This is a genomic window from Streptomyces sp. AC555_RSS877 (genome assembly GCF_019049245.1).
Taxonomy (GTDB): domain Bacteria; phylum Actinomycetota; class Actinomycetes; order Streptomycetales; family Streptomycetaceae; genus Streptomyces.
The window spans coordinates 296,831-317,768 of sequence record NZ_JAGMUK010000079.1 but is presented as its reverse complement, the minus strand read 5'-3'; the positions used below and the strand labels follow the sequence as shown (position 1 = coordinate 317,768).

The window sequence follows — 20,938 nt, the reverse complement described above, 5'->3', positions numbered from 1 at the left end:
GGTCGGCCGTTCCTGGCTGCGGGCCGTGTGCGTGCCGGTCGCCGCTGCCGGAAGGCGGGACAGGCGGGTGGCCCTCATCGCCCCCGTCACTCCCGTCACTCCCGTCACTTCCCTCAACACTCCCGGCCCGCCCGGCAGCCGCGCGGGACGGCCCGGTCGCCCGCACGCCGTACCCCGGCCGAGGCCCACTCGCCGGCCCTCCGGAGCCGTCCGGCCGCAGCAGCTCCCCGTGCAGGGCCCTCAGTTCCGGGCCCGGGCCGGTTCCGAGGCGGTCTGCCAGCAGGTGGCGTACGGCCTCGTAGGCGGCCAGTGCCTCCGCCCTGCGGCCCGCGTCGCGCAGGGCACGTAGGCGCAGGGACTGGAGGGGTTCGTCCAGGGGGTGGGTGTCACACAGGGCGGTCAGTTCGGGCAGGGACTGTTCGGCGTGGCCGAGGGCGAGCGCGGCGGTGTGGCGGGCGCGCAGGGCGTCGAGGTGGCGGGCCTGTCGGCGGGCCGCCTCGGCGGTGCGGTCGGGCAGATCGGCGAGTACGGGGCCGCGCCACAGAGTGAGGGCGTCGTCGAGGACGACGGCCGCCTTCGTGGGGTCGCCGTCGGACAGCGCCCGCATGCCCTCGCCGACCAGCCGCTCGAAACGGTGCAGGTCGATGTCGTCGGGCGCCGCTGTAAGGCGGTAACCGCCGTCCACCAAGGCGACCGCGTCCGCGCCGAGCGCCCGGCGCAGCCGTCCGACCAGCGCCTGCAACGCGCCCGTCGCGTCGGCGGGCGGATCGCCGTCGCCCCACACCTCGTCGACCAGGAGCCCGGCGGGCACGGCGCGGCCGGGCCGCAGCGCCAGCACGGTCAGCAGCGCACGCAGCCGCGCCCCGCCTACGGGGACGGGCGTGCCGTCGGGGCGGAGGGCCTGGGTGGTGCCGAGGATGCGGTAGCGCACGGGGTCCATTGTCTCCAGTGGCGTCGAGGCCGGTCACGGCGTTCCGGCGGTGCGGCGGAAAGGGGCGCCGACAGCCGGGGGAGGGAATCGCCCGCGGCCTGTGGAAATGGGGGCGCCCGTCGGGCAAGAGACCCGCCCTGAGCCTCCCTGGGTCCCAGCACTCCCTCGGACTCCCTCGGACCCGACCCTCCCGCGATCCCGGCCCTCGGTCGGGGCCTCCTACTGAAGGTGGCCGACAGGGCCGCCAGCACCTCCGCCGGTGCGGAAAGCAACCGCCCCGCAGGCCCACGCAAGGGAACGGCCGTCCGCCAAGAGGGCCACCTCAGCCCCTCTCGGTCCCGGACCCCCTGCCGAGCCGGCCAACAGGGCCGACCCCCAGCTCAAACGCCGGTGCGGAAAGCAACCGCCCCGCAGGCCCACGCACCCACGCAGGGGAACAGCCGTCGGATTAAAGGCCACCCTCAGCCCTCTTTCGGTCCCACACCCCTGCTGAAGGTGGCCAGCAGGGCCGCCAGCGCATCCGCCGGGATGCCCTCGGTCTCCGTGCCGAGGGCCGCGCCCTGGTGTGGGATCCCGCACGCCTCGCGGACCGCGTGCGGGATCCCACCGCACGCCTCGCGGACCGCGTGCGACAGCCACGAGTCCGTCCCCGGGACCTCCAGGGTCACCACGGCGCCCGCGTCCGAGCGGCTTCGGCCGCCGCTGAACCACTTGGGGCACGTGTCCACCGACCGCAGCGACCGCCCTTCGGGGACGGGCTCCCCGGCTCCCGAGCCGGGCGCGGGATCCGCGAAGCCCTGGGTCACCACCTGGATCGCCCGCACCCGGCCCCGGACCTCGGGCAGGTCGACGCTCCCGTGTGTCTCGACCGTGAGGAGACCGACCGCGCGGATCCGGTCCCCCGGCCGCACCTCACCCTCGCCGAACTCGTCCGCGCCGACGAGCTGCTCATGCAGGGCGACCAGCAGGCCCGTCTCCTCCCGCACCACCCGCACGGCACCCTCTTCGCCCCGTACGTCCGCCACCGGACCGACGATCTTGCTGAGCTGGTCGTGCCAGCCGCCGCCCAGCACCTCGTCGGCGTCGCTGAGCAGGAGCGGCCAGCTCACCTCCTCGCCCAGCGAGAACGGCGTACCGCAGCACTCCATCTGCCAGTCCGCGTAGAACACGTGCCAAAGCCCCATGGGTCCACCTTCCCCGGAACCCTCGGGGGACCGCGAGACGTTTTCCCGCTGCGCCCGGTACCGTCGGGCAGTCCCACCGCGTGCACGAGAGGCCAGGGAGCCCCATGACCACCGCCATGACCCGCCACAGCGACCGGCGGATCAGTCCCGTCTTCGTCGGGATCCTCGCCGTGACGGCGGTGACCGGCTGGGCCACCTGGACCGGGTTCGCCGAACAGCCCGGGTTCTCCGTGTTCCTGTTCGTGACGGCCGCGTGGATCGTCTCCCTGTGCCTGCACGAGTACGCGCACGCGCGCACCGCCCTGCACAGCGGCGACATCTCGGTCGGCGCGAAGGGCTATCTCACGCTGAACCCGCTGAAGTACACGCACGCCCTGCTGAGCATCGTGCTCCCCGTGATCTTCGTGATCATGGGCGGCATCGGTCTTCCCGGCGGTGCCGTCTTCATCGAGCGCGGCCGGATCCAGGGCCGCTGGCGGCACAGCCTGATCTCGGCGGCCGGTCCGCTGACGAACGTCCTGTTCGCGATCGTCTGCACGGCCCCGTTCTGGCTGGACGCCCTGGACGGCGTGCCGCGCGACTTCCGGTTCGCCCTCGCCTTCCTCGCCCTGCTCCAGGTCACCGCCGCGATCCTGAACTTCCTGCCGGTTCCGGGCCTGGACGGCTACGGCATCCTCGAGCCCTGGCTGTCGTACAACGTCAAGCGCCAGGTGGAGCCGTTCGCGCCCTTCGGCCTGCTGTTCGTGTTCGCGCTGCTGTGGCTGCCCGCGGTCAACGGCGTGTTCTTCGATGTGGTCGACTCGATCCTGAAGAGCCTCGGGATCAGCGACTTCGACAGCTACTGCGGGCAGGAGCTGTTCCGCTTCTGGCAGGGCACGAACGAGTTCTGCCAGGTCAGTCAGTGACGGACTTGCGGACCTGCGCGCGCTTCACGTAGTACCAGCACATGTTGGACGACAGTCCCGCCATGAGCACCCACACGATCCCCAGAAAGCTGCCCTGGGCGAAGGAGACGACCGCCGCGGCCACGGCGAGGACACAGACGGCGAGGGCGTAGAGGGCGAGGCGGGGCATGGGGTGAATCTCCTGTCCGGGGGCACTGCGCTGCTGTACCGAACAGTGTCCCCCATGCCCCCGTGCCCCCGTGCCCTCACACGTCGGTGATACGGAGTCCCGCGTGCGCCTTGTACCGGCGGTTCACGGAGATCAGGTTCGCGACCAGCGACTCCACCTGGTGGGCGTTGCGCAGCCGCCCGGCGAAGATGCCGCGCATGCCGGGGATACGGCCGGCCAGCGCCTGGACGATCTCCACGTCGGCCCGCACCTCGCCCAGCACCATCACGTCGGTGTCGATCTCGTCGACCTCCGGGTCCTGGAGCAGGACCGCCGACAGGTGGTGGAAGGCGGCCGTCACCCGTGAGTCCGGCAGCAGGGCGGCGGCCTGCTCGGCGGCACTGCCCTCCTCCGGCTTCAGCGCGTACGCGCCCTTCTTGTCGAAGCCGAGCGGGTTGACGCAGTCCACGACGAGCTTGCCCGCCAGTTCCTCGCGCAGCGACTCCAGGGTCTTGCCGTGGCCGTCCCACGGCACGGCGACGATCACGATGTCGCTGCGCCGGGCGGTCTCGGCGTTGTCGGCGCCCTCCACGCCGTGGCCGAGCTCATCGGCGGCGGCCTGGGCACGGTCCGCGGCCCGCGAGCCGATGATCACCTTCTGGCCGGCCTTGGCGAGCCGGTAGGCGAGGCCCTTGCCCTGCGGGCCGGTGCCGCCGAGCACGCCCACGACGAGTCCGGAGACGTCGGGCAGGTCCCAGGGGTCCTTGGCGGGGGCCTTCTGTGCACTGTCGGTAGAGGTCATGGCCCGACTTTACGTCCGCCTTGCCCACGGCGAAGGCTCAGGTGGGCGGCATCACGGGACGTACCAGTGGTACGAGGGGCCGCCCTGGCCGGAACCGGAACACGCCGACCGGACAGCGGGCCCACTTTGTGCCCGAGTAGGGCGAATTCGGGGTGAACCGGGTGCCGTACGGCGCTGGTTGCGGCAGGATGCGGTCGCATGGATGCCGTACGGGTCGCGTTGCTGCGCGAAGTGCTCGCCGGAACCGAGTGGTTGGGGGCCACGCGGCGGTTCGCGGGGGCGCTGCGGGGGTCCGTGGTGTCGCACGGGGGCGGGCTGCTGCTCGTGGGCACGGCGGAGTACGAGCCGTGGCATCTCGCGGCCCACCTGGTGGACGAGGCCGCGTGGTCGGGGACGCCGGAGCTGGCCCCGACTCTCGTCCGGCACGACGCGCGGGCGTCCGACCCCGCGCATCTGTCGGTCGGACCGGGGCGGTTGGCCGCGGCGCGGCGGGGCGAGACGTTGCTGGTCGTGTCTCCCGACGGGCCGGGCGCTCCGCTGCTGGAGCGGGTGCACGACGCGCGGCGGGCCGGGGCGACGGTGCTGGCGCTGGGCGACGGCGGGGGCGAGCTGACGGCGATGGCCCACGAGTCGCTGGCCGTGCCCGACGGGGCGGAACTGGACCTGGACAGCGTGCAGCACCTGGTGAGCGCGGCGGCCGGCGAGAACTCCCTGCCGACGCCGCGCGGTCACCGCCGCTTGCGCGACCGCCTCTCCAGGCTGGCGGACGAACTCACGGCACCGCCCCCCGCCCGCTGGTGACCTCCACCGGCCGGGCGGGGCACGGACCCGGCACAGGGCACGGACCCAGGCTCGATCCGCTCAGTCGTCGTCCCGGTTCGCCGCCGGGGCGTCGTGCCACTTGGGGTCGTTCTCCCATTCGAGGTTGCGCTCGCGGGCCGTCGCCATCGCGTGCTCGGCCTCCTTGCGGGTGGTGTAGGGCCCGAACCGGTCCTTGGCGGGGCACTCCGGCCCCTCCTCGACCTTCTGGTGCTGCAGGCAGTAGTACCACTCGCCCGGCTTGCCGACCGTCCGCTTCTTGAACAGGGCCATGACCAGCTCCTCTCGCCACCGACATGTTCCCCCATGACCGCTGGTTAGACTCGCTGGCATGTCTGGCCAGTCGCTGCTCGTCCCAGGGGAGCTGTCCCCCATCCGTTCCGTGCCCGGAAACATCCGCCGCCCCGAGTACGTCGGCAAGCCCGCCCCGACGCCGTACACCGGCCCGGAGGTGCAGACGCCCGAGACGATCGAGGCGATGCGCGTTGCCGGCCGGATCGCCGCGCGGGCGATGGCGGAGGCCGCGAAGCTGATCGCGCCGGGTGTCACCACCGACGAGCTGGACAAGGTGGCGCACGACTACATGTGCGACCACGGCGCCTACCCGTCGACGCTGGGCTACCGCGGCTTCCCCAAGTCCCTGTGCACGTCCGTCAACGAGGTCATCTGCCACGGCATCCCGGACTCGACGGTCCTGGCCGACGGCGACATCGTCAACCTGGACGTGACGGCGTACATCGGCGGGGTGCACGGCGACAACAACGCCACGTACCTGGTGGGGGACGTCGACGAGGAGAGCCGGCTGCTGGTGGAGCGGACCCGGGAGTCCCTCGAGCGCGCGATCAAGGCGGTCAAGCCGGGCCGGCAGATCAACATCATCGGGCGGGTCATCGAGTCGTACGCGAAGAGGTTCGGGTACGGGGTCGTGCGGGACTTCACCGGCCACGGGATCAACTCGTCGTTCCACTCCGGGCTGATCATCCCGCACTACGACAGCCCGCACGCGACGACCGTGATCCAGCCCGGCATGACGTTCACGATCGAGCCGATGCTCACCCTCGGGACCCACGAGTACGACATGTGGGACGACGGGTGGACGGTCGTGACGAAGGACCGCAAGCGCACGGCCCAGTTCGAGCACACGCTGGTGGTGACGGAGACGGGCGCGGAGGTCCTGACCCTGCCGTAGCCCCGTCGCAGGACTGCCGTAGCCCTGCGGCAGCCCTGCACAGCTCCGCCGCTCGCCCGAGCCCGCTCTCTTCGGAGGGCGGGCTTCCTGCATGTGAGCCCCGGATTTTCCGGGTACGGTTTTACCGACAGAGAGTCGGCAAAGCATTGACTTAGGTTAGCCTAACCATAGAAAATCGGGGCCATGGACTCCTTCTCGACACTCATCCGCACCGCCTCCCATGAGCAGCACGAAGAGGCGAACACCTCGACGTTCATCAGCGACCTGCTCGGCGGCGGACTCGGCGTCGACGCGTACGCGCGCTACACCGAGCAGCTGTGGTTCGTGTACGAGGCACTGGAGAGCGGGGCCGAGAAGCTGGCGTCGGACCCGGTGGCGGGGCCCTTCGTCCAGCCGGAGCTGTTCCGGCTGGCCGCGCTGGAGCGGGACCTGGCGCATCTGCGCGGCCCGGACTGGCGGGCGCGGATGTCCGCACTGCCGGCGACGGGGGCGTACGTCGAGCGGGTGCGGGAGTGCGTCGAGCAGTGGCCGGCCGGCTACATCGCCCACCACTACACGCGCTACCTCGGCGACCTGTCCGGCGGCCAGATCATCCGCGACAAGGCGGAGAAGACCTGGGGCTTCGCGAAGAAGGGGGACGGCGTCCGTTTCTACGTCTTCGAGGAGATCTCCAACCCGGCCGCGTTCAAGCGGGGTTACCGCGGGCTGCTGGACGCCGTCGACGCGGACGATCTGGAGAGGCAGCGGATCGTGGCGGAGTGCCGGAAGGCGTTCGCCCTGAACATCGACGTCCTCCGGGCACTCGGGGACGAGTTTCCGCTGAGCGCCTGACCGTCAGCGCTCCAGGAACACCCGCCCGCCGACCTCCACCCAGCCTCCCGGCTGCGGGGCCGTGAGGATCTGCGAGCCCGCGCCCTGCGTGATGTTCAGGGCGCGGCCCAGCCGGTCCGTGAGCAGGAGTGCCGCCGCGCCCGTCGCCTCGTCCTCCTCGATGCCGTCGTCCCGGCCGGGGAAGGCGCGGGCGCGGACGCGTCCGGCCGCCTCGTCCTCCCAGGCCCAGGCGTAGATCCACTCCCCCTTCGGCGGGACCGGCAGGTCGTCGACCTCCGCCGCCGTGGAGTACTGGCGCAGCGTGCGCGGCGGCACCCACTCCGCCAGCGCCTCGATCCAGCTGAACTCGCCGTCCAGGCGGGTGCCCACCACCCCGGCCGGGGTGACCAGTTCGGGCACGTCGAGCAGCCAGGCCGTGCCGACGCAGGGGTGCCCGGCGAAGGGCAGGCGCAGGGTGGGCGTGTAGATGTCGATGACGCCGCGCTCGGGGTCGTCGACGAACACGGTCTCGCTGAAGCCCAGCTTTCCGGCGAACGCCTGCCGTTCTTCCGGGTCGGGCAGCAGGGAGCCCTCGCGGACGACACCGAGTTCGTTGCCGTATCCGCCGTTCGCTCCGCAGAAGACACGGAGCACGTCGTAGTCAGTCACGCGGGGCATTGTGCCCTGAGTGGCTCGGCGATCCCACAGGAGAATGCCATGACCGTACTGGACAAGGCGGTTGACCAGGCGCCCGCCGCGACGCCGCCGCCGAGCCGGCACACCACCGCCTGGCTGCTGACCGTCGGGTTGGTCGCCGCCCTCCTCGTCCTCGTGCCGGTCGCGGCCGGCATCGGCGCCTACCCGGTGCCGATCGGGGACGTACTGGCCTCGGTGCAGCACAGAAGCGGGCTGGGCGGTGCTGAGTCGGACCGGGTCGCCGAGTCGGTGCTGTGGAGCGTCCGCTTCCCGCGGATCGTCCTCGCGCTGCTCATCGGGGCATCCCTGGGCTGTGCGGGCGCGCTGATGCAGGGCGTGTTCGGCAACCCGCTCGCCGAGCCGGGCGTGATCGGGATCTCCTCGGGCGCGGCGGTGGGCGCGGTCGGCGCGATCGCCCTGGGCCTCGAATTCTTCGGTACGTGGACGGTCTCCGTCTGCGCGTTCGTCGCCGGGCTCGGCACGGTCCTGGTCGTGTACGCGATGTCACGCGAGGGCGGCCGGACGGAGGTGGTGACGCTGATCCTCACCGGTATCGCGCTGAACGCGTTCGCGGGGGCGCTGATCGGGCTGTTCCTGTTCTTCGCGGACGCCGCGGCCATCCAGCAGATCACCTTCTGGCAGCTCGGCTCGCTCGCACAGGCGACCTGGCCCAAGGTGCTCGCGGTCCTGCCGTGCGCGGCGCTCGGGCTGGCCGTCGCGCCGCTGTACAGCCGCCGTCTCGACCTGCTGGCGCTCGGCGAGCGGCCCGCCCGGCATCTGGGCGTGGACGTGGAGCGGATGCGGATCGCCCTCATCGTCGTCATCGCGCTGCTGACCGCGGCGGCCGTGAGCGTCGCCGGGATCATCAGCTTCGTCGGCCTCGTCGTACCGCACCTGCTGCGCATGGCCGCGGGGCCCGGGCACCGGTTTCTGATCCCGGGCAGCGCCCTGCTCGGTGCGGTGGTGCTGCTCGCCGCGGACCTCGCGGCCCGCACGATCGCCGCCCCCGCCGAACTGCCGCTCGGTGTCCTGACCGCCCTGCTGGGCAGTCCGTTCTTCTTCTGGCTGCTGCGGAGGACTCGGCGCAGGCAAGGGGGCTGGGCCTGAAGGGTCGTATGTCGTCTGCGGGTGCGTGGGAGCTGGTCGCGCCCACGCGGCGGAGCCGCAAATCGAAACAGCCCCGCGCCCCTTCAGGGCGCTCTCGCCCCCTGACACCAGTTCAGCCCTCCGCCTCAAGGACCCCTCCCATGAGACTCCTCCGCCCCCGTCCCGCACCTCCCGTTCCCGCCTCGCCCGGAGACGTCCTCGCCGAGGCCGAGGACCTCCGCGTCCGCCTCGGCGCCCGGGACGTCCTCGACGGAGTGTCCGTCACGGTCCGCGCCGGCGAGGTGCTCGCCCTGGTCGGCCCCAACGGGGCGGGAAAGTCAACCCTGTTGGGCGCTCTGTCCGCCGATCTGCCGCCCGCCGCAGGGGTCGTACGCATCCACGGCCGCCCGGCGTCGCAGTGGTCCGCGCCCGAACTGGCCCTGCGCCGGGCGGTCCTCCCCCAGTCCGCCACGCTGTCCTTCCCCTTCAAGGTCGAGGAGGTCGTCCGCATGGGCCGCGCGCCCTGGGCCGCGCTCGCCATGGAGGACGACGACGCGGCCGTGGCCGAGGCGATGGCCGCGACCGAGGTGACCGCCTTCGCCCTGCGGCCGTTCTCCGCGCTCAGCGGTGGCGAGCGGGCCCGGGTCGCGCTCGCCAGGGTGCTCGCCCAGCGCGCGCCTCTCCTCCTGCTCGACGAGCCGACCGCGGCCCTCGACCTCAAGCACCAGGAGCTGGTGCTGCGGGTGTGCCGGGAGCGGGCGCGGGCCGGGGACGCCGTGGTGGTGGTCCTGCACGACCTGGGTCTCGCGGCGGCCTACGCGCACCGGGTGGCGATCCTGCACGCCGGCCGGGTGGCCGCCGAGGGGCCGCCCACCGAGGTGTTCTCCGACCGGCTGCTGACGGAGGTCTACGACCAGCCGGTCGAGGTACTTCCGCATCCACGCACCGGAGAGGTCCTGGTGACTCCGCGTCGGGACGCTTGACCGGTTCTTGACCTCTTCCTGAGATCCAGTTTTGGCCACCGTGACCAGGTCGTGCTCATACGGCGTCCATGAGAGCTGAATCACCGCTTGAGGGGGTCGAACACAGGAAAACCTTAGGTACGTTAGGCGAGCCTCACCTTATGTGAGACGCGTCACGCGTATTTTTCGGCCATTCCCTGGAGTCCGCATGCGAGCCGTCAGATTCTCCGCTCTCACCGCTGCCGCCACCGCGGCGGCCCTCGCCGCCGTCACCGGCTGCACCGAGAAGGGCAGTTCGGGGAGCGACCGGGTCCTCGAGGTGACGGCGACGGACGACAAGTGCGAAGTGTCGAAGACGGAGTTCCCGGCCGGCCACGTCGAGCTCGCCATCGAGAACAAGGGCTCCAAGGTCACCGAGGTCTACGTCCTGTTCCCGGACGACCGGATCGTGACCGAGCGCGAGAACATAGGCCCCGGCACGAAGCAGCGGGTCACCGCCGAGGTGAAGGCGGGCGACTACCAGATCGCCTGCAAGCCCGGCATGAAGGGCGACGGCATCCGCCAGGACGTCAAGGCCACCGGCGGCACGGTCGCCAAGCGCGACCCGCGCCTCGACAAGGCCGTCGCCTCCTACCGCGCGTACGTGCAGGCGCAGGCCGACGAGACGCTGCCGCTCGCCGAGACCTTCGCCAAGGCGGTCAAGGACGGCGACCTCGAGGCCGCCAAGAAGGCCTACGCGCCCTCCCGCATCGGCTGGGAGCGCACCGAGCCGGTCGCCGAGTCCTTCGGCGACATCGACCCGAAGGTCGACGTCCGCGCGGACGGCCTGGAGGAGGGCCAGGAGTTCACCGGCTGGCACCGCCTGGAGAAGGCGCTCTGGCAGGACAAGAAGATCGGCGCCGCGGAGAAGACCCTCGCCGACCAGCTGATCACCGACCTCAAGGACTGGCAGAAGCGGGTCGGCAAGGCCGACATCACTCCGACGTCCATGGCCAACGGCGCCAAGGAACTCCTCGACGAGGTCGCCACCGGCAAGGTCACCGGCGAGGAGGAGCGCTACTCGCACACCGACCTCGTCGACTTCAAGGCCAACGTCGAGGGCGCCGAGAAGTCGTACGCGCTGCTGAAGCCGGTGGCCAAGGAGAACGACGCCGCGCTGGTCACCGAGCTGGACCAGCAGTTCGCCGCGCTGAACACGCTGCTCGACAAGTACCGGACGGACCCGTCGTCGTACGACTTCACCTCCTACGACAAGGTCGGCGACGCCGACCGCAAGGAGCTGTCGGACGGCGTCAACGCGCTCGCGGAACCGCTGTCCAAGCTCGCCGCCGCCGTCGTCGTGAAGTAGGGGCGGGCCATGACCGACGACTCCGCAGAGGCCGCGGCTCCCTCCCGGCGCGCGCTGATCGGCTGGGGCGGCGCCGGGCTGGCGCTCGGTGCCGTCGCGGCCGGCGGCACGGTCGCGATGACGAACGTCGGCGACGACGCCGACCCGGCCGGCGCGTCGACGGGCGCCGCGATCGCCTTCCACGGCACCCATCAGGCGGGCATCTCGACACCCGTGCAGGACCGGCTGCACTTCGCCGCGTTCGACGTGACCACCGACGACCGCGCCGCCTTCGTGCAGATGCTGAAGGACTGGACCGAGGCCGCGCGGCAGCTGACCGCCGGGCACGCGGTCGGCGAGGGCGCGTACGGCGGTCTCCCCGAGGCCCCGCCGGACGACACCGGCGAGGCGCTGGGGCTGAAGCCGTCGCGGCTGACGCTGACGATCGGGTTCGGGCCGTCGCTGTTCGAGAGGTTCGGGCTTAAGGACAAGCGGCCCGAAGCCCTGATCGACCTGCCGAAGTTCGCCGGCGACAACCTCGACAGGAACCGCAGCGGCGGCGACCTGTGCATCCAGGCGTGCGCGGACGACCCCCAGGTCGCCGTGCACGCGATCCGCAACCTCGCAAGGATAGGCTTCGGCAAGGTCGTCATCCGCTGGTCGCAGCTCGGCTTCGGCAAGACCTCGTCCACCACGCCCGACGCGCAGACCCCGCGCAACCTGATGGGCTTCAAGGACGGCACCCGCAACATCGCGGGCACGGAGACCGACCGCCTGGAGAAGTTCGTCTGGGTGGACCGGAAGGACGGTCCCGACTGGATGGCCGGCGGCTCCTATCTCGTCGCCCGCCGCATCCGCATGCACATCGAGACCTGGGACCGCACCTCGCTGCAGGAGCAGGAGGACATCTTCGGCCGCGACAAGGGCGAGGGCGCCCCGGTCGGCAAGGCCAAGGAACGCGACGAGCCGTTCCTGAAGGCGATGCTGCCCGACGCGCACGTACGGCTCGCGCACCCCGACTCCAACCACGGGGCGACGATCCTGCGCCGCGGCTACTCCTTCACCGACGGCACGGACGGTCTCGGCCGTCTCGACGCCGGTCTGTTCTTCCTGGCCTATCAGCGGGACGTCCGCAAGGGCTTCGTCCAGATCCAGCGCAACCTGGCCACGGACACCCTCAACGAGTACATCCAGCACGTGGGTTCCGCGGTGTTCGCGGTCCCGCCCGGCGTCCGCGGCAAGGACGACTGGTGGGGCAGCACGCTGCTGACCGAGGAGGCCTGAGCCGTGTTCTCCAACTACCTGATCGGCCTGCGCGAGGGGCTGGAAGCCAGCCTCGTCGTCTGCATCCTCATCGCCTACCTGGTCAAGACGGACCGCCGGGACGCGCTGAAGCCCATCTGGATCGGCATCGGCGTCGCGGTCGCCCTCGCCCTGGGCTTCGGCTCCGCGCTCGAATTCGGCTCCCAGGAGCTGACCTTCGAGGCGCAGGAGGCGCTCGGCGGCACCCTGTCGATCCTCGCGGTCGGCCTGGTGACGTGGATGGTGTTCTGGATGCGGCGCACCGCCCGGCACCTCAGGTCCGAGCTGCACGGCAAACTGGACGCCGCCCTGCAGATGGGCACCGGCGCCCTGGTCGCCACGGCCTTCCTCGCGGTCGGCCGGGAGGGCCTGGAGACCGCCCTGTTCGTGTGGGCGTCGGTGCACGCGGCGAGCGACGGCACCCCGCGACCGCTGGTCGGCGTCGGTCTGGGCATCGCGACGGCGGTGTTCCTGGGCTGGCTGTTCTACCGGGGCGCGGTGCGCATCAACCTCGCCAAGTTCTTCACCTGGACCGGCGGCATGCTGGTCGTGGTGGCCGCCGGCGTGCTGGCGTACGGCTTCCACGACCTCCAGGAGGCCGACTGGCTGCCGGGCCTGACGAACAAGGCCTTCGACATCACCGGGACCATCCCCCCGGACAGCTGGTACGGCACTCTCCTCAAGGGCGTCTTCAACTTCCAGCCCGACCCGACGGTCCTTCAGGTCACGGTGTGGCTGCTGTACTTGGTCCCGACGCTCGCGCTTTTCCTCGCCCCGGTAGGGTTCGCCTCCGGGAAGGGGAAGGTGAAGGAACCTGATGAGCCAGGATCGCGGCCCTCGAAGGCTCCGCAGTCTTGACCGGAGCGCACTGATAGCAGCATCAGTGACCGCTTTGTCGCTGACGGCGAGCGGATGCATGGTGGTGCACGGGGAGCGGGAGGTGCTCCCCGCGGCCACGCAGGCGGAGGCCGCCAAGGCACTCCAGCAGTTCACGAACGCGTACAACGAGGCCGACAAGGAGTACGACAGTTCCCTGGACGCCGACTTCGTCACCGGCGCCCTGGAGGACATCGACCGGGCCAGGCTGAAGGCGGGCGCCGCGAACAACCCGGACGGCAACCCGACGCACACCCCGCTGACGCTGACGGACGCGAAGTACACGATCCCGAAGAAGGCGGGCTGGCCGCGCTGGTTCCTCGCCGACGCGGCCGGCAACAAGGGCGGCACCTCGCGCTGGCTGCTCGTGTTCACGCGGGGCGGCCTCGACGAGCCGTGGCAGGTGGCGTATCTGACGCTGGTCGCGCCGGAGAAGGTGCCGGAGTTCAAGACCGACGCGGACGGCTTCGCCGAGGCCGTGCCCGCGAACTCGACCGACGTGGCCGTGGCGCCCGGGAACCTGAGCAAGGACTACACGGCGTACCTCAAGACCGGCGGGGACGGCTTCACCGACGGCCTGAACACCGACCAGTGGCGTACGGCCCGCAAGAAGAACGCGAAGAAGCCGGGCCTGGTCACCCAGTACATCGACGAGCCCCTGACGAGCGGCGCCTACGCACCGCTGGCGCTGCGCACGAAGGACGGCGGGGCGCTGGTGTTCTTCACCACGCACCACTACGAGAAGCAGACGGCCGCGCAGGGCACGTCCGTGCCGACGCCCAACAAGGACGTCCTCGCCCTGACCACCGGTGAGATCAAGCAGTCGCTCACCATGCAGTTCGTCTCCAACGAGGTGGCCCTGGACCCGGCGAAGGGCTCGGGCGACCAGAAGGTGGCGGTGCTGGGCCGGATCCAGGGACTGACGTCGGCGCAGGGCGAGTAGGAGCGGCCGGGACGCCTGCGCCGGCTCGGGGGCGGCGGCTTCCAGGCCGTCGACGCTGCCCGACATGATCGTGCGCACATGCTCGGTGATGTGCTCGGCCGGCCAGTCCCACCAGGCCTCGGCCAGGAGCCGGGCGATATCCGGCTCGCCGAAGCGGGTGCGGATCAGGCGGGCCGGGTTGCCGCCGACGATGCCGTGGTCGGGCACGTCGGTGGTGACCACGGCGCCGGTGCCGATGATCGCGCCGTGTCCGATGCGTACGCCCGGCAATAGAGCACGTGCGGGCCTCGAACGCGGTGACCAGCGGCCTGAGCACGGCGGGCGGTCCCTTGCGCAGGATTCCTTGGCGGACGCGGGGCTCAGCGGCGCGTGGGCCAGGCCGAGTTGGCGTGGTCGGATTCCTCGCCGATGTAGCGGGCGCAGGCGTCGGTGAGGACTTCCAGGAGGGTCAGCGGGTCGGGCAGTGGGTGCTCCAGGCCGCGGATCCAGTACACGGACCGGTCGTCACCGGGCAGCCGGGCGGGCGGGACGAGGACGTAGGAGCCGCGGCAGTGCCAGCGCAGGCCCGGGTGCTCGTCCATCGTCTCGGGGTGGCAGTCCAGCTCGCACGGCCACCACTCGTCCTCGTCCTCGGGGGTGCCGCGGGTGAGGGTGAAGAAGAGCAGCCGGTCACCGCCGCTCTCGGCGACCGGGCCGACCTCGATGCCGGACTCGAGCAGCCGCTCCAGCGCTTCCCGTCCGACCTCCAGCGGCACGTCGAGGACGTCGTGCACCATGCCGGTCGCGGTGATGAAGTTGGCCTGCGGCTGGTGCCGGGCCCAGCGTTCGATCTGCCCGCGGTCGGTGGTCGACTGGGTCTGCCAGGCGAACGACACGGGGTGCCGGGCCGGGGTGGGACAGCCGACGCGGTCGCAGGAACAGCCGTAGCCGGGAGCGGGATACGCGGCGGGCGCCAACGGCAGCCCCACCTCGGCGGCGGCGAGCAGCAGGGCCTCACGGCCGTCGTCCCCGACGGCCTCCTTCGGGCGGCGTCCACGCAGCCATTGGGAGATTTTGCCCTGCCGGCCGGTGCGACCGCCGAACTCCGCGCTCATCTATCCCCTCGCCTCGCTGTCGTGCGGAACAGCATGCCCTATGGTCCCACTTTCCCGCGCTTCGGGGGGCCGGAGCCGACAACCGGGATGGCTGGGGCGAGACGGGCCCGTCACCTGAATCGAGTGTCATTGCACGCTTTGCCAGGATTTACCCCCCTACCGTGGTCGGCATGGTCACATGGATCACGTTGACCGGTCTGGCCTCCGCCGCTTCCGTGGTCTCGCTGACCCTCACGGGGCCGACGGCCCCGCTGGAGTGGGGCGCCGGGCCGCTGACCGTGGACTCGTTGCCCCGCGTGACGTACGTCGCGCATCGCGGCGGAGCCCGTGAGGTGCCCGAGAACAGCATGTCGGGGCTGATGGCGGCCTACCGGCGCGGTACGGCCCAGGTACTGGACCTCGACACGCAGATGCTGCGCGACGGCACGCTCGTCGTGCTGCACGACCCCACCCTGAACCGCACGACGTTCCTCGGCGGCGAGGTCCGCGGGCTGAGCGCGCCGGAGTGGCAGGGGGTGCGGCTGCGGCCGCGGGCCTCGCTGCCCGGGAGCTGGCGGTCGGAACGCCCGCCGACGGTGGCCGAGGTCCTGGACCGCCTCGGCGGACGGATCGTCCTGATGCTGGAGGCGAAGGACCCACGCAGCATCGAGGGGCTGGCCAGGCTGATCCGCACCCGGGGCCTGACCCGCTCCGTCTTCGTCAACTCCAACGATCCCGAGGTGGCCCGGCGGACCCATCGCCTGGGTCTGCTCTCCCAGCTGTGGCGCACGGCCGGGCAGCTGCGGCGGGACCATCCCGAGCGCTGGCGCCCCTTCGTCGACCTGCTCGACGTCGACCACCGGGCGCGGGACGCCGACATCGCGCGGGCGGTGCGCTCCGGCATCCCCCGCGTCTGGGCGCACACCGTGCTCACGCCCGCCCAGCGGGACCGGGCACTGGCGCTGGGCTGCGACGGGATCGTCACGGACGCGCCGGGGCGGCTGGCACGGCGGCCCGCCCGGGGGGCTCACCTGGGCGCGAGTCCGTGGAGGGCGTAGTCGACCAGGGTGTCGGTGTACTCGTACGAGATCGGGCCGGTGTACTGCAGCCAGCGCTGCGCCAGCGGGGAGACGAAGAGCTCGAGGGCGATGCGCGGGTCGATCTCCTGGCGGACCTGCCCTGCCTCCTGCGCGGCGCGCAGCCGGTCCACGTACAGCTGGAGCGACGGTTCGAGGAGCTTGCCGACCATGACCCGGCCGAGCTGCTCGTCGACCACGCCCTCGGCGGCCAGGGCGCGCGACGGGGCCTCGAACCGGGGGTCCTTGAGCTGGTCGACGGTGGCCCGCAGTACGGCCTTGAGGTCGGCGGCGAGGTCGCCGGTGTCCGGGATGACGTACACGTCCTGCGGGTCCGCCTCCCGCGCCGCCTGTTCGCTCAGATCGAGGAACGCCTCCAGCAGCACGTCCGCCTTCGACGACCACCACCGGTAGATCGTCTGCTTGCCGACGCCGGCGCGGGCGGCGATGCCCTCGATGGTGGTCCTGGGGTAGCCGACCTCGGCGACGAGCGCGATGGCGGCGTCGTAGATGGCGCGGCGGGACCTCTCGCTGCGGCGGGCGGTGTCGGGGGCGGGCTGCTTGACCATGTGCCGACGGTAGCAGGCAGATGAGACGGGCCGTCTCGTCGGGCGGCTTCATCTCGCTCCTCAAACGCCGGCGGGGCTGGATTTTTCAGCCCGTCCGGCGTTTGAGGACGAGCGCGAAGCGCGACATGGGGGTCTGGGGGCGCAGCCCCCAGGGACGGGACGGGAAGGGGCGGCGGGGGCGAGACAAGCTCACGGCGGCCAGGGGTCGCCCCAGTCCGTGTCGCGGGCCGCCTTGTACAGGTCGCCGTGGCGCTTGGTGATCGTGCGGCGGGACAGTTGCCCCTCGGGCTCGCACAGGTCGAGGAGCACCTGCCCCTTGCGGATCTGCGGCCGCCGCACGACGCGCGAGGGCGCCGGAGCAGCGGGAAAACGGGCAGCCGCGACGTACGCGAACTTCTCGTCCTCGTAGGGGAGGGAGCCGCCCTTGACCTGCCGGTGGAGGGAGGACCGGCTGACCCGGGCCGAGAAGTGGCACCAGTCCTCGCCCGGCACGATGGGGCAGGCCGCGCTGTGCGGACAGGGCGCCGCCACCCGGAATCCGGCGGCGATCAGACGGTCGCGGGCCTCGATGACGCGGGCGTAGCCGTCGGGGGTGCCGGGTTCGACGATGACGACGGCCTGGGCGGCGTGCGCGGCGGCGTCGACGAGGGCGACCCGGTCGGGGGCGGTGAGCTCGTTGAGGACGTACGACACGGTGACCAGGTCGGTGCTGTCGAGGGTGAGCGCCGAGCCGATGCGGGCGCGCTGCCAGTGCGCGGTGCGCAGCGCCGGGTTGGTGGCGGCGATCTCCCGGCCGAGGGCGAGCGCGGGTTCGGCCCAGTCGAGGACGGTGACGGGCCGCTCACCGGACCAGGTGGCACTGACGGCCCAGGTCGCGGCACCGGTGCCGCCGCCGACGTCGATGTGGCTGCCGGGTGTCCAGTCCGGGGCGGCCTGCGCGAACGCCTCCAGCGCGGAGCGCACGGCCTCGAAGGTGGCGGGCATCCGGTAGGCGGCGTAGGCGGCCACGTCGGCGCGGTCCCGGAGGATGGGGGCGTTGGTGGGAGTGGCGCCCCGGTAGTTGCTGATCAGCCGGTCGACGGCCTGCGCTGCCTGCCTGGGCGGGAGGCCGTCGAGCAGGGCGGCGAGGGCGGTGCGCAGGGTTTCGGCGGCCGGGGGCGCGGGGGCGTTCACCCGGCGATTCTAAGTGGGCCGGTGCGGGTGCGAACCCGGCTGGGGCTCCGCCGCCGGTCCCGGAGGATGGGGGCGTTGGTGGGAGTGGCGCCCCGGTAGTTGCTGATCAGCCGGTCGACGGCCTGCGCTGCCTGCCGGGGCGGGAGGCCGTCGAGCAGGGCGGCGAGGGCGGTGCGCAGGGTTTCGGCGGCCGGGGGTGCGGGGGCGTTCACCCGGCGATTCTCAGTGGGCCGGTGCGGGTGCGAACCCGGCTGGGGCTCCGCCGCCGGTCCCGGAGGATGGGGGCGTTGGTGGGAGTGGCGCCCCGGTAGTCGCTGATCAGCCGGTCGACGGCCTGCGCTGCCTGCCGGGGCGGGAGGCCGTCGAGCAGGGCGGCGAGGGCGGTGCGCAGGGTTTCGGCGGCCGGGGGTGCGGGGGCGTTCACCCGGCGATTCTCAGTGGGCCGCTGCGGGTGCGAACCCGGCTGGGGCTCCGCCGCCGGTCCTCGGGCCCCGACGCCCGGGCCACGCCCCCCACACCACCCGCCTACGTCTCCCGCACCGCCCGCGCCACCCACGTCGCCGCCCTCGCCCGCGGTCTGCTGTCCGGGGGCCGTCTTCGGGGATGGACCGTGTTCGCCAGCAGGACCAGGAACGTGTCCGTCGCCTGGTCCATCACCAGCGAGGTTCCCGTGAAGCCCGTGTGGCCCGCCGCTCCCCTGCCCGCCAGCTCCCCCATGAACCAGGGCTGGTCGAGGGCGAAGCCCAGGCCCGGCGGGGTCAGCATCAGTTCCACGAAGTCGGGGCCGAGGATGCGGGCGGGGCCGTACGCGCCGCCCGCGAGTAACGCGCGGCAGAAGACGGCGAGGTCCCGGCCGGTCGAGAACAGGCCCGCGTGGCCGGCCACGCCGCCCAGCGCCCAGGCGTTCTCGTCGTGGACCACGCCCCGCAGCATGCCCCGGTCCGCCTTGGCCCACGGCCGGCGCTGGTCCTCGGTGGCGGCCGCGCCTGGACTCGGTCCGAAGCCGGTGGACGTCATGCCGAGGGGGCGGGTGATGCCGTCGTGGACGAGGACGTCGAGGGTGCGGCCGGTGATGCGTTCCAGGACGTGCTGGAGCAGGAGCAGGTTCAGGTCGGAATAGGTGTAGGTGCCGGGCACGCTCATCGGGGGCTCCGCCCGCAGCATGGCCAGGCGTTCCGCGTCGTCGGCGCGCTCGTACAGGGGGAGGTCGGGCCGTAGGCCGGAGGTGTGGGTGAGCAGCTCTCGTACGGTGATGCCGTGTTCGGCGGCCGCCCGGAAGTCCGGGAGGTAGGCGCCGACGCGGGCGTCGATGCCAAGCGTGCCCCGCTCGATCTGCTGGACGGCCGCGACCGACGTGAACAGCTTGGTGAGGGAGGCCAGGTCGAAGGGGGTGTCGACGGTCATCGGGACGCGCGCCTTGCGCGGCAGTTCCACGCCCTGGTCGGTCGCGGGGTCGTAGGAGGCGTACCGGACGGCCCAGCCCGCCGCCTCCTCCACGGCGATCACCGGACCGCGCCCGGCGACCACGACGGCACCCGCCGCCCAGGGGCGCTCGCCGGCGGTGAGGTCGTGGACCTGCTGGACCAGGTGTCGGAGTTCCTCGGGGTCGAGCCCGGCCCGTTCCGGGGTGTCGCTGCGCAGTCTCGGCGCGCTCAGCTCTCCTCCCCCACTCTCGAATGCGCTCGAGCGGGGGGACCCCCACCCTCCGCGCTCGCACGTCTGTTCCAAGGACGGCACATAACCACGAAGCAGGCACCCGCCACCAGTACGGCACCCAGTTGGACGAGTGCCATCGGTACGGCGGTGTCCTCGCCGGCGATCCCGACCAGCGGTGCCGCGACCGCGCCGATGAGGAAGGACGAGGTGCCGAGCAGCGCGGAAGCGGCACCGGCCGAGTGCTCGACGCGCATCAGGGCCAGTGCCTGGGCGTTGGGCATGGTCAGGGCGATCGCGGACATCACCAGGAACAGCCCGGCGGCGATCGGGACGAGCCCCACCTCGCCGAAGACGCCCGCCGACATCAGCAGCAGGGCGGTCGCGGCGACCCCGAGCAGGACGAGGCCGACGGCGAGCACCTTGTCGAGGCTGACCCGGCCGACCAGCAGCTTTCCGTTGATCTGCCCGGTGATCACCAGCCCCACGGAGTTGACGCCGAACAGCAGGCTGAAGGTCTGCGGGGAGGCGCCGTAGATCTCCTGGACGACGAACGGCGACGCCGAGATGTAGGCGAAGACGACGACGAAGGCGAAGCTGCCGGTGAGGACGTAGCCCGAGAAGACCCGGTCGGCGAGCAGGGCGCGCATGGAGCGCACGGCCTCGCCGAAGCCGCCGTCGTGCCGGTCGGCCGGTGCCAGGGTCTCGGGCAGCCGCAGCCAGACGAGGACGGTGAGCGCGGCCCCGATGACCGTCAGCACCACGAACACCCCCCGCCAGTCCGTCACCCGCAGGATCTGCCCGCCGACGAGCGGCGCCACGATCGGGGCGACCCCGGAGATCAGCATGAGGTTGGAGAAGAAGCGGGCCATGGCCACGCCGTCGTACATGTCCCGTACGACGGCCCGCGCGATCACGATCCCGGCCGCGCCGGCGAGGCCCTGGGCCAGCCGGAAGGCGACCAGGAGCTCGACGGTGGGCGCGAAGGCGCAGACGGCGGTGGCGGCGACGTAGATGACCAGTCCGACGAGCAGGGGGCGTCTGCGGCCCCACTTGTCGCTCATCGGGCCGACCACTAGCTGTCCGAGCGCCATGCCGACCAGGCAGGCGGTGAGCGTGAGCTGGACGGTGGCGGCGGTCGCGTGCAGGGAGTCGGTGACCTCCGGGAGCGCGGGGAGGTACATGTCCATCGCCAGCGGGGGCGTGGCGGTGAGGCCGCCGAGGACGAAGGTGACGAGCAGGCCGGTGCGGCGCACCGCTCGGACCGGGATGTCCGTGCCGGGTGCCGCTGCCTGTGACGTGTCCGCTGCCGACGCCCCGTGCTCGGGCATGTGCCCCTCCCTCTCCGAGTGATCCGCCGCCTATGCTCTCAGCTCGTACAGAGTGCCGAGGTGTGGTGGAGCGAGGGTGGGGC

23 protein-coding genes and 2 pseudogenes are annotated in these 20,938 nt (G+C 72.1%); 11 read left to right on the top strand and 14 right to left on the bottom strand.

The genetic code is table 11. The features are described from left to right. Both KUM49_RS33255 and KUM49_RS33250 read right to left on the bottom strand, forming a co-directional pair. On the bottom strand, window positions 1–940 hold a 940-nt coding region (locus tag KUM49_RS33255), incomplete at its 3' end, for a BTAD domain-containing putative transcriptional regulator (protein WP_254402115.1). Between the two features lie 452 nt (window positions 941–1,392). Next, entirely contained in the window at window positions 1,393–2,115 is a 723-nt protein-coding gene (locus tag KUM49_RS33250; RefSeq protein WP_217240670.1) for a DUF6578 domain-containing protein, read from the bottom strand. 104 nt (window positions 2,116–2,219) lie between these two features. Here KUM49_RS33250 and KUM49_RS33245 point away from each other — a divergent pair, with 104 nt between their 5' ends. Further along, window positions 2,220–3,020: a site-2 protease family protein gene (locus KUM49_RS33245; RefSeq protein ID WP_217240669.1), complete on the top strand. Its 801-nt coding sequence runs from the start codon at window positions 2,220–2,222 to the stop codon at window positions 3,018–3,020. Here the strand turns inward: KUM49_RS33245 and KUM49_RS33240 are convergent. Next, window positions 3,010–3,189 (bottom strand): hypothetical protein, encoded by a 180-nt coding sequence (locus KUM49_RS33240; protein ID WP_217240668.1) that lies wholly within the window; start codon window positions 3,187–3,189, stop codon window positions 3,010–3,012. The two genes, KUM49_RS33245 and KUM49_RS33240, sit on opposite strands and share 11 nt — an antisense overlap. 76 nt (window positions 3,190–3,265) lie before the next feature. Then, the gene (gene npdG / locus KUM49_RS33235) at window positions 3,266–3,970 is read right to left on the bottom strand and encodes an NADPH-dependent F420 reductase (RefSeq protein WP_217240667.1); all 705 of its coding nucleotides are present in this window, start codon (window positions 3,968–3,970) and stop codon (window positions 3,266–3,268) included. Between the two features lie 198 nt (window positions 3,971–4,168). On the opposite strand from npdG, the gene KUM49_RS33230 reads away from it, so the two are divergent. Next, window positions 4,169–4,771 (top strand): hypothetical protein, encoded by a 603-nt coding sequence (locus tag KUM49_RS33230; RefSeq protein WP_217240666.1) that lies wholly within the window; start codon window positions 4,169–4,171, stop codon window positions 4,769–4,771. 60 nt (window positions 4,772–4,831) lie between these two features. On the opposite strand, the gene KUM49_RS33225 is transcribed toward KUM49_RS33230, so the two are convergent. Beyond that, entirely contained in the window at window positions 4,832–5,062 is a 231-nt protein-coding gene (locus KUM49_RS33225; RefSeq protein WP_217240665.1) for a hypothetical protein, read from the bottom strand. Window positions 5,063–5,120: 58 nt separating this feature from the next. Between KUM49_RS33225 and map the strand changes: the two genes are divergently transcribed. Further along, entirely contained in the window at window positions 5,121–5,978 is an 858-nt protein-coding gene (map, locus tag KUM49_RS33220; RefSeq protein WP_217240664.1) for a type I methionyl aminopeptidase, read from the top strand. Between the two features lie 183 nt (window positions 5,979–6,161). Next, entirely contained in the window at window positions 6,162–6,809 is a 648-nt protein-coding gene (locus KUM49_RS33215) for a heme oxygenase (biliverdin-producing) (protein ID WP_217240663.1), read from the top strand. A gap of 3 nt (window positions 6,810–6,812) precedes the next feature. Here the strand turns inward: KUM49_RS33215 and KUM49_RS33210 are convergent, their stop codons facing one another. Beyond that, entirely contained in the window at window positions 6,813–7,457 is a 645-nt protein-coding gene (locus KUM49_RS33210) for a PhzF family phenazine biosynthesis protein (RefSeq protein WP_217240662.1), read from the bottom strand. Between the two features lie 48 nt (window positions 7,458–7,505). Between KUM49_RS33210 and KUM49_RS33205 the strand changes: the two genes are divergently transcribed. From KUM49_RS33205 to KUM49_RS33180, 6 genes are all read left to right on the top strand, one after another. Then, window positions 7,506–8,591 carry an iron ABC transporter permease gene (locus KUM49_RS33205; protein WP_217240661.1) on the top strand — a complete coding sequence of 362 codons (1,086 nt, stop codon included), beginning with the start codon at window positions 7,506–7,508 and terminating at the stop codon, window positions 8,589–8,591. Between the two features lie 140 nt (window positions 8,592–8,731). Beyond that, window positions 8,732–9,553 (top strand): heme ABC transporter ATP-binding protein, encoded by an 822-nt coding sequence (locus KUM49_RS33200; protein WP_217240660.1) that lies wholly within the window; start codon window positions 8,732–8,734, stop codon window positions 9,551–9,553. A 187-nt stretch (window positions 9,554–9,740) separates the two neighbouring features. Then, window positions 9,741–10,880, top strand: coding sequence for an iron uptake system protein EfeO (efeO, locus tag KUM49_RS33195; protein WP_217240659.1), 1,140 nt, complete (start codon window positions 9,741–9,743; stop codon window positions 10,878–10,880). A 9-nt stretch (window positions 10,881–10,889) separates the two neighbouring features. Next, window positions 10,890–12,143 carry an iron uptake transporter deferrochelatase/peroxidase subunit gene (efeB, locus tag KUM49_RS33190; protein WP_217240658.1) on the top strand — a complete coding sequence of 418 codons (1,254 nt, stop codon included), beginning with the start codon at window positions 10,890–10,892 and terminating at the stop codon, window positions 12,141–12,143. A gap of 3 nt (window positions 12,144–12,146) precedes the next feature. Next, a complete protein-coding gene (efeU, locus tag KUM49_RS33185; protein WP_217240657.1) occupies window positions 12,147–13,019 on the top strand; it encodes an iron uptake transporter permease EfeU in 873 nt (290 codons plus the stop codon). After that, window positions 12,979–13,980, top strand: a complete 1,002-nt coding sequence (locus tag KUM49_RS33180) for a hypothetical protein (protein WP_217240656.1) — start codon at window positions 12,979–12,981, stop codon at window positions 13,978–13,980. The genes efeU and KUM49_RS33180 overlap by 41 nt, the downstream gene beginning before the upstream one ends. A gap of 27 nt (window positions 13,981–14,007) precedes the next feature. On the opposite strand, the pseudogene KUM49_RS48845 reads toward KUM49_RS33180, so the two are convergent. Both KUM49_RS48845 and KUM49_RS33170 read right to left on the bottom strand, forming a co-directional pair. Next, a pseudogene (locus KUM49_RS48845) lies at window positions 14,008–14,253 on the bottom strand (antibiotic acetyltransferase); the annotation flags it as partial. Window positions 14,254–14,339: 86 nt separating this feature from the next. Then, window positions 14,340–15,074 carry a bifunctional DNA primase/polymerase gene (locus KUM49_RS33170; protein ID WP_217240654.1) on the bottom strand — a complete coding sequence of 245 codons (735 nt, stop codon included), beginning with the start codon at window positions 15,072–15,074 and terminating at the stop codon, window positions 14,340–14,342. A gap of 170 nt (window positions 15,075–15,244) precedes the next feature. On the opposite strand from KUM49_RS33170, the gene KUM49_RS33165 reads away from it, so the two are divergent. After that, entirely contained in the window at window positions 15,245–16,111 is an 867-nt protein-coding gene (locus KUM49_RS33165) for a glycerophosphodiester phosphodiesterase (protein WP_217240653.1), read from the top strand. Here the strand turns inward: KUM49_RS33165 and KUM49_RS33160 are convergent. The 6 genes and pseudogenes from KUM49_RS33160 to KUM49_RS33135 form a co-directional block, all read right to left on the bottom strand. After that, window positions 16,081–16,698, bottom strand: a complete 618-nt coding sequence (locus tag KUM49_RS33160; RefSeq protein WP_217240652.1) for a TetR/AcrR family transcriptional regulator — start codon at window positions 16,696–16,698, stop codon at window positions 16,081–16,083. The two genes, KUM49_RS33165 and KUM49_RS33160, sit on opposite strands and share 31 nt — an antisense overlap. Window positions 16,699–16,887: 189 nt before the next feature. Beyond that, window positions 16,888–17,871 carry a small ribosomal subunit Rsm22 family protein gene (locus KUM49_RS33155; RefSeq protein WP_217240651.1) on the bottom strand — a complete coding sequence of 328 codons (984 nt, stop codon included), beginning with the start codon at window positions 17,869–17,871 and terminating at the stop codon, window positions 16,888–16,890. Then, window positions 17,868–18,083: a hypothetical protein gene (locus KUM49_RS33150; protein ID WP_374200223.1), complete on the bottom strand. Its 216-nt coding sequence runs from the start codon at window positions 18,081–18,083 to the stop codon at window positions 17,868–17,870. The genes KUM49_RS33155 and KUM49_RS33150 overlap by 4 nt, the downstream gene beginning before the upstream one ends. 53 nt (window positions 18,084–18,136) lie before the next feature. Then, window positions 18,137–18,295, bottom strand: a pseudogene (locus KUM49_RS33145) (rRNA methyltransferase); the annotation flags it as partial. Between the two features lie 101 nt (window positions 18,296–18,396). Next, window positions 18,397–19,608 carry a serine hydrolase domain-containing protein gene (locus tag KUM49_RS33140; RefSeq protein ID WP_374200222.1) on the bottom strand — a complete coding sequence of 404 codons (1,212 nt, stop codon included), beginning with the start codon at window positions 19,606–19,608 and terminating at the stop codon, window positions 18,397–18,399. Next, a complete protein-coding gene (locus tag KUM49_RS33135) occupies window positions 19,524–20,855 on the bottom strand; it encodes a multidrug effflux MFS transporter (protein WP_217240650.1) in 1,332 nt (443 codons plus the stop codon). Before KUM49_RS33135 ends, KUM49_RS33140 begins: the two co-directional genes overlap by 85 nt. Window positions 20,856–20,938: the final 83 nt, after the last annotated feature.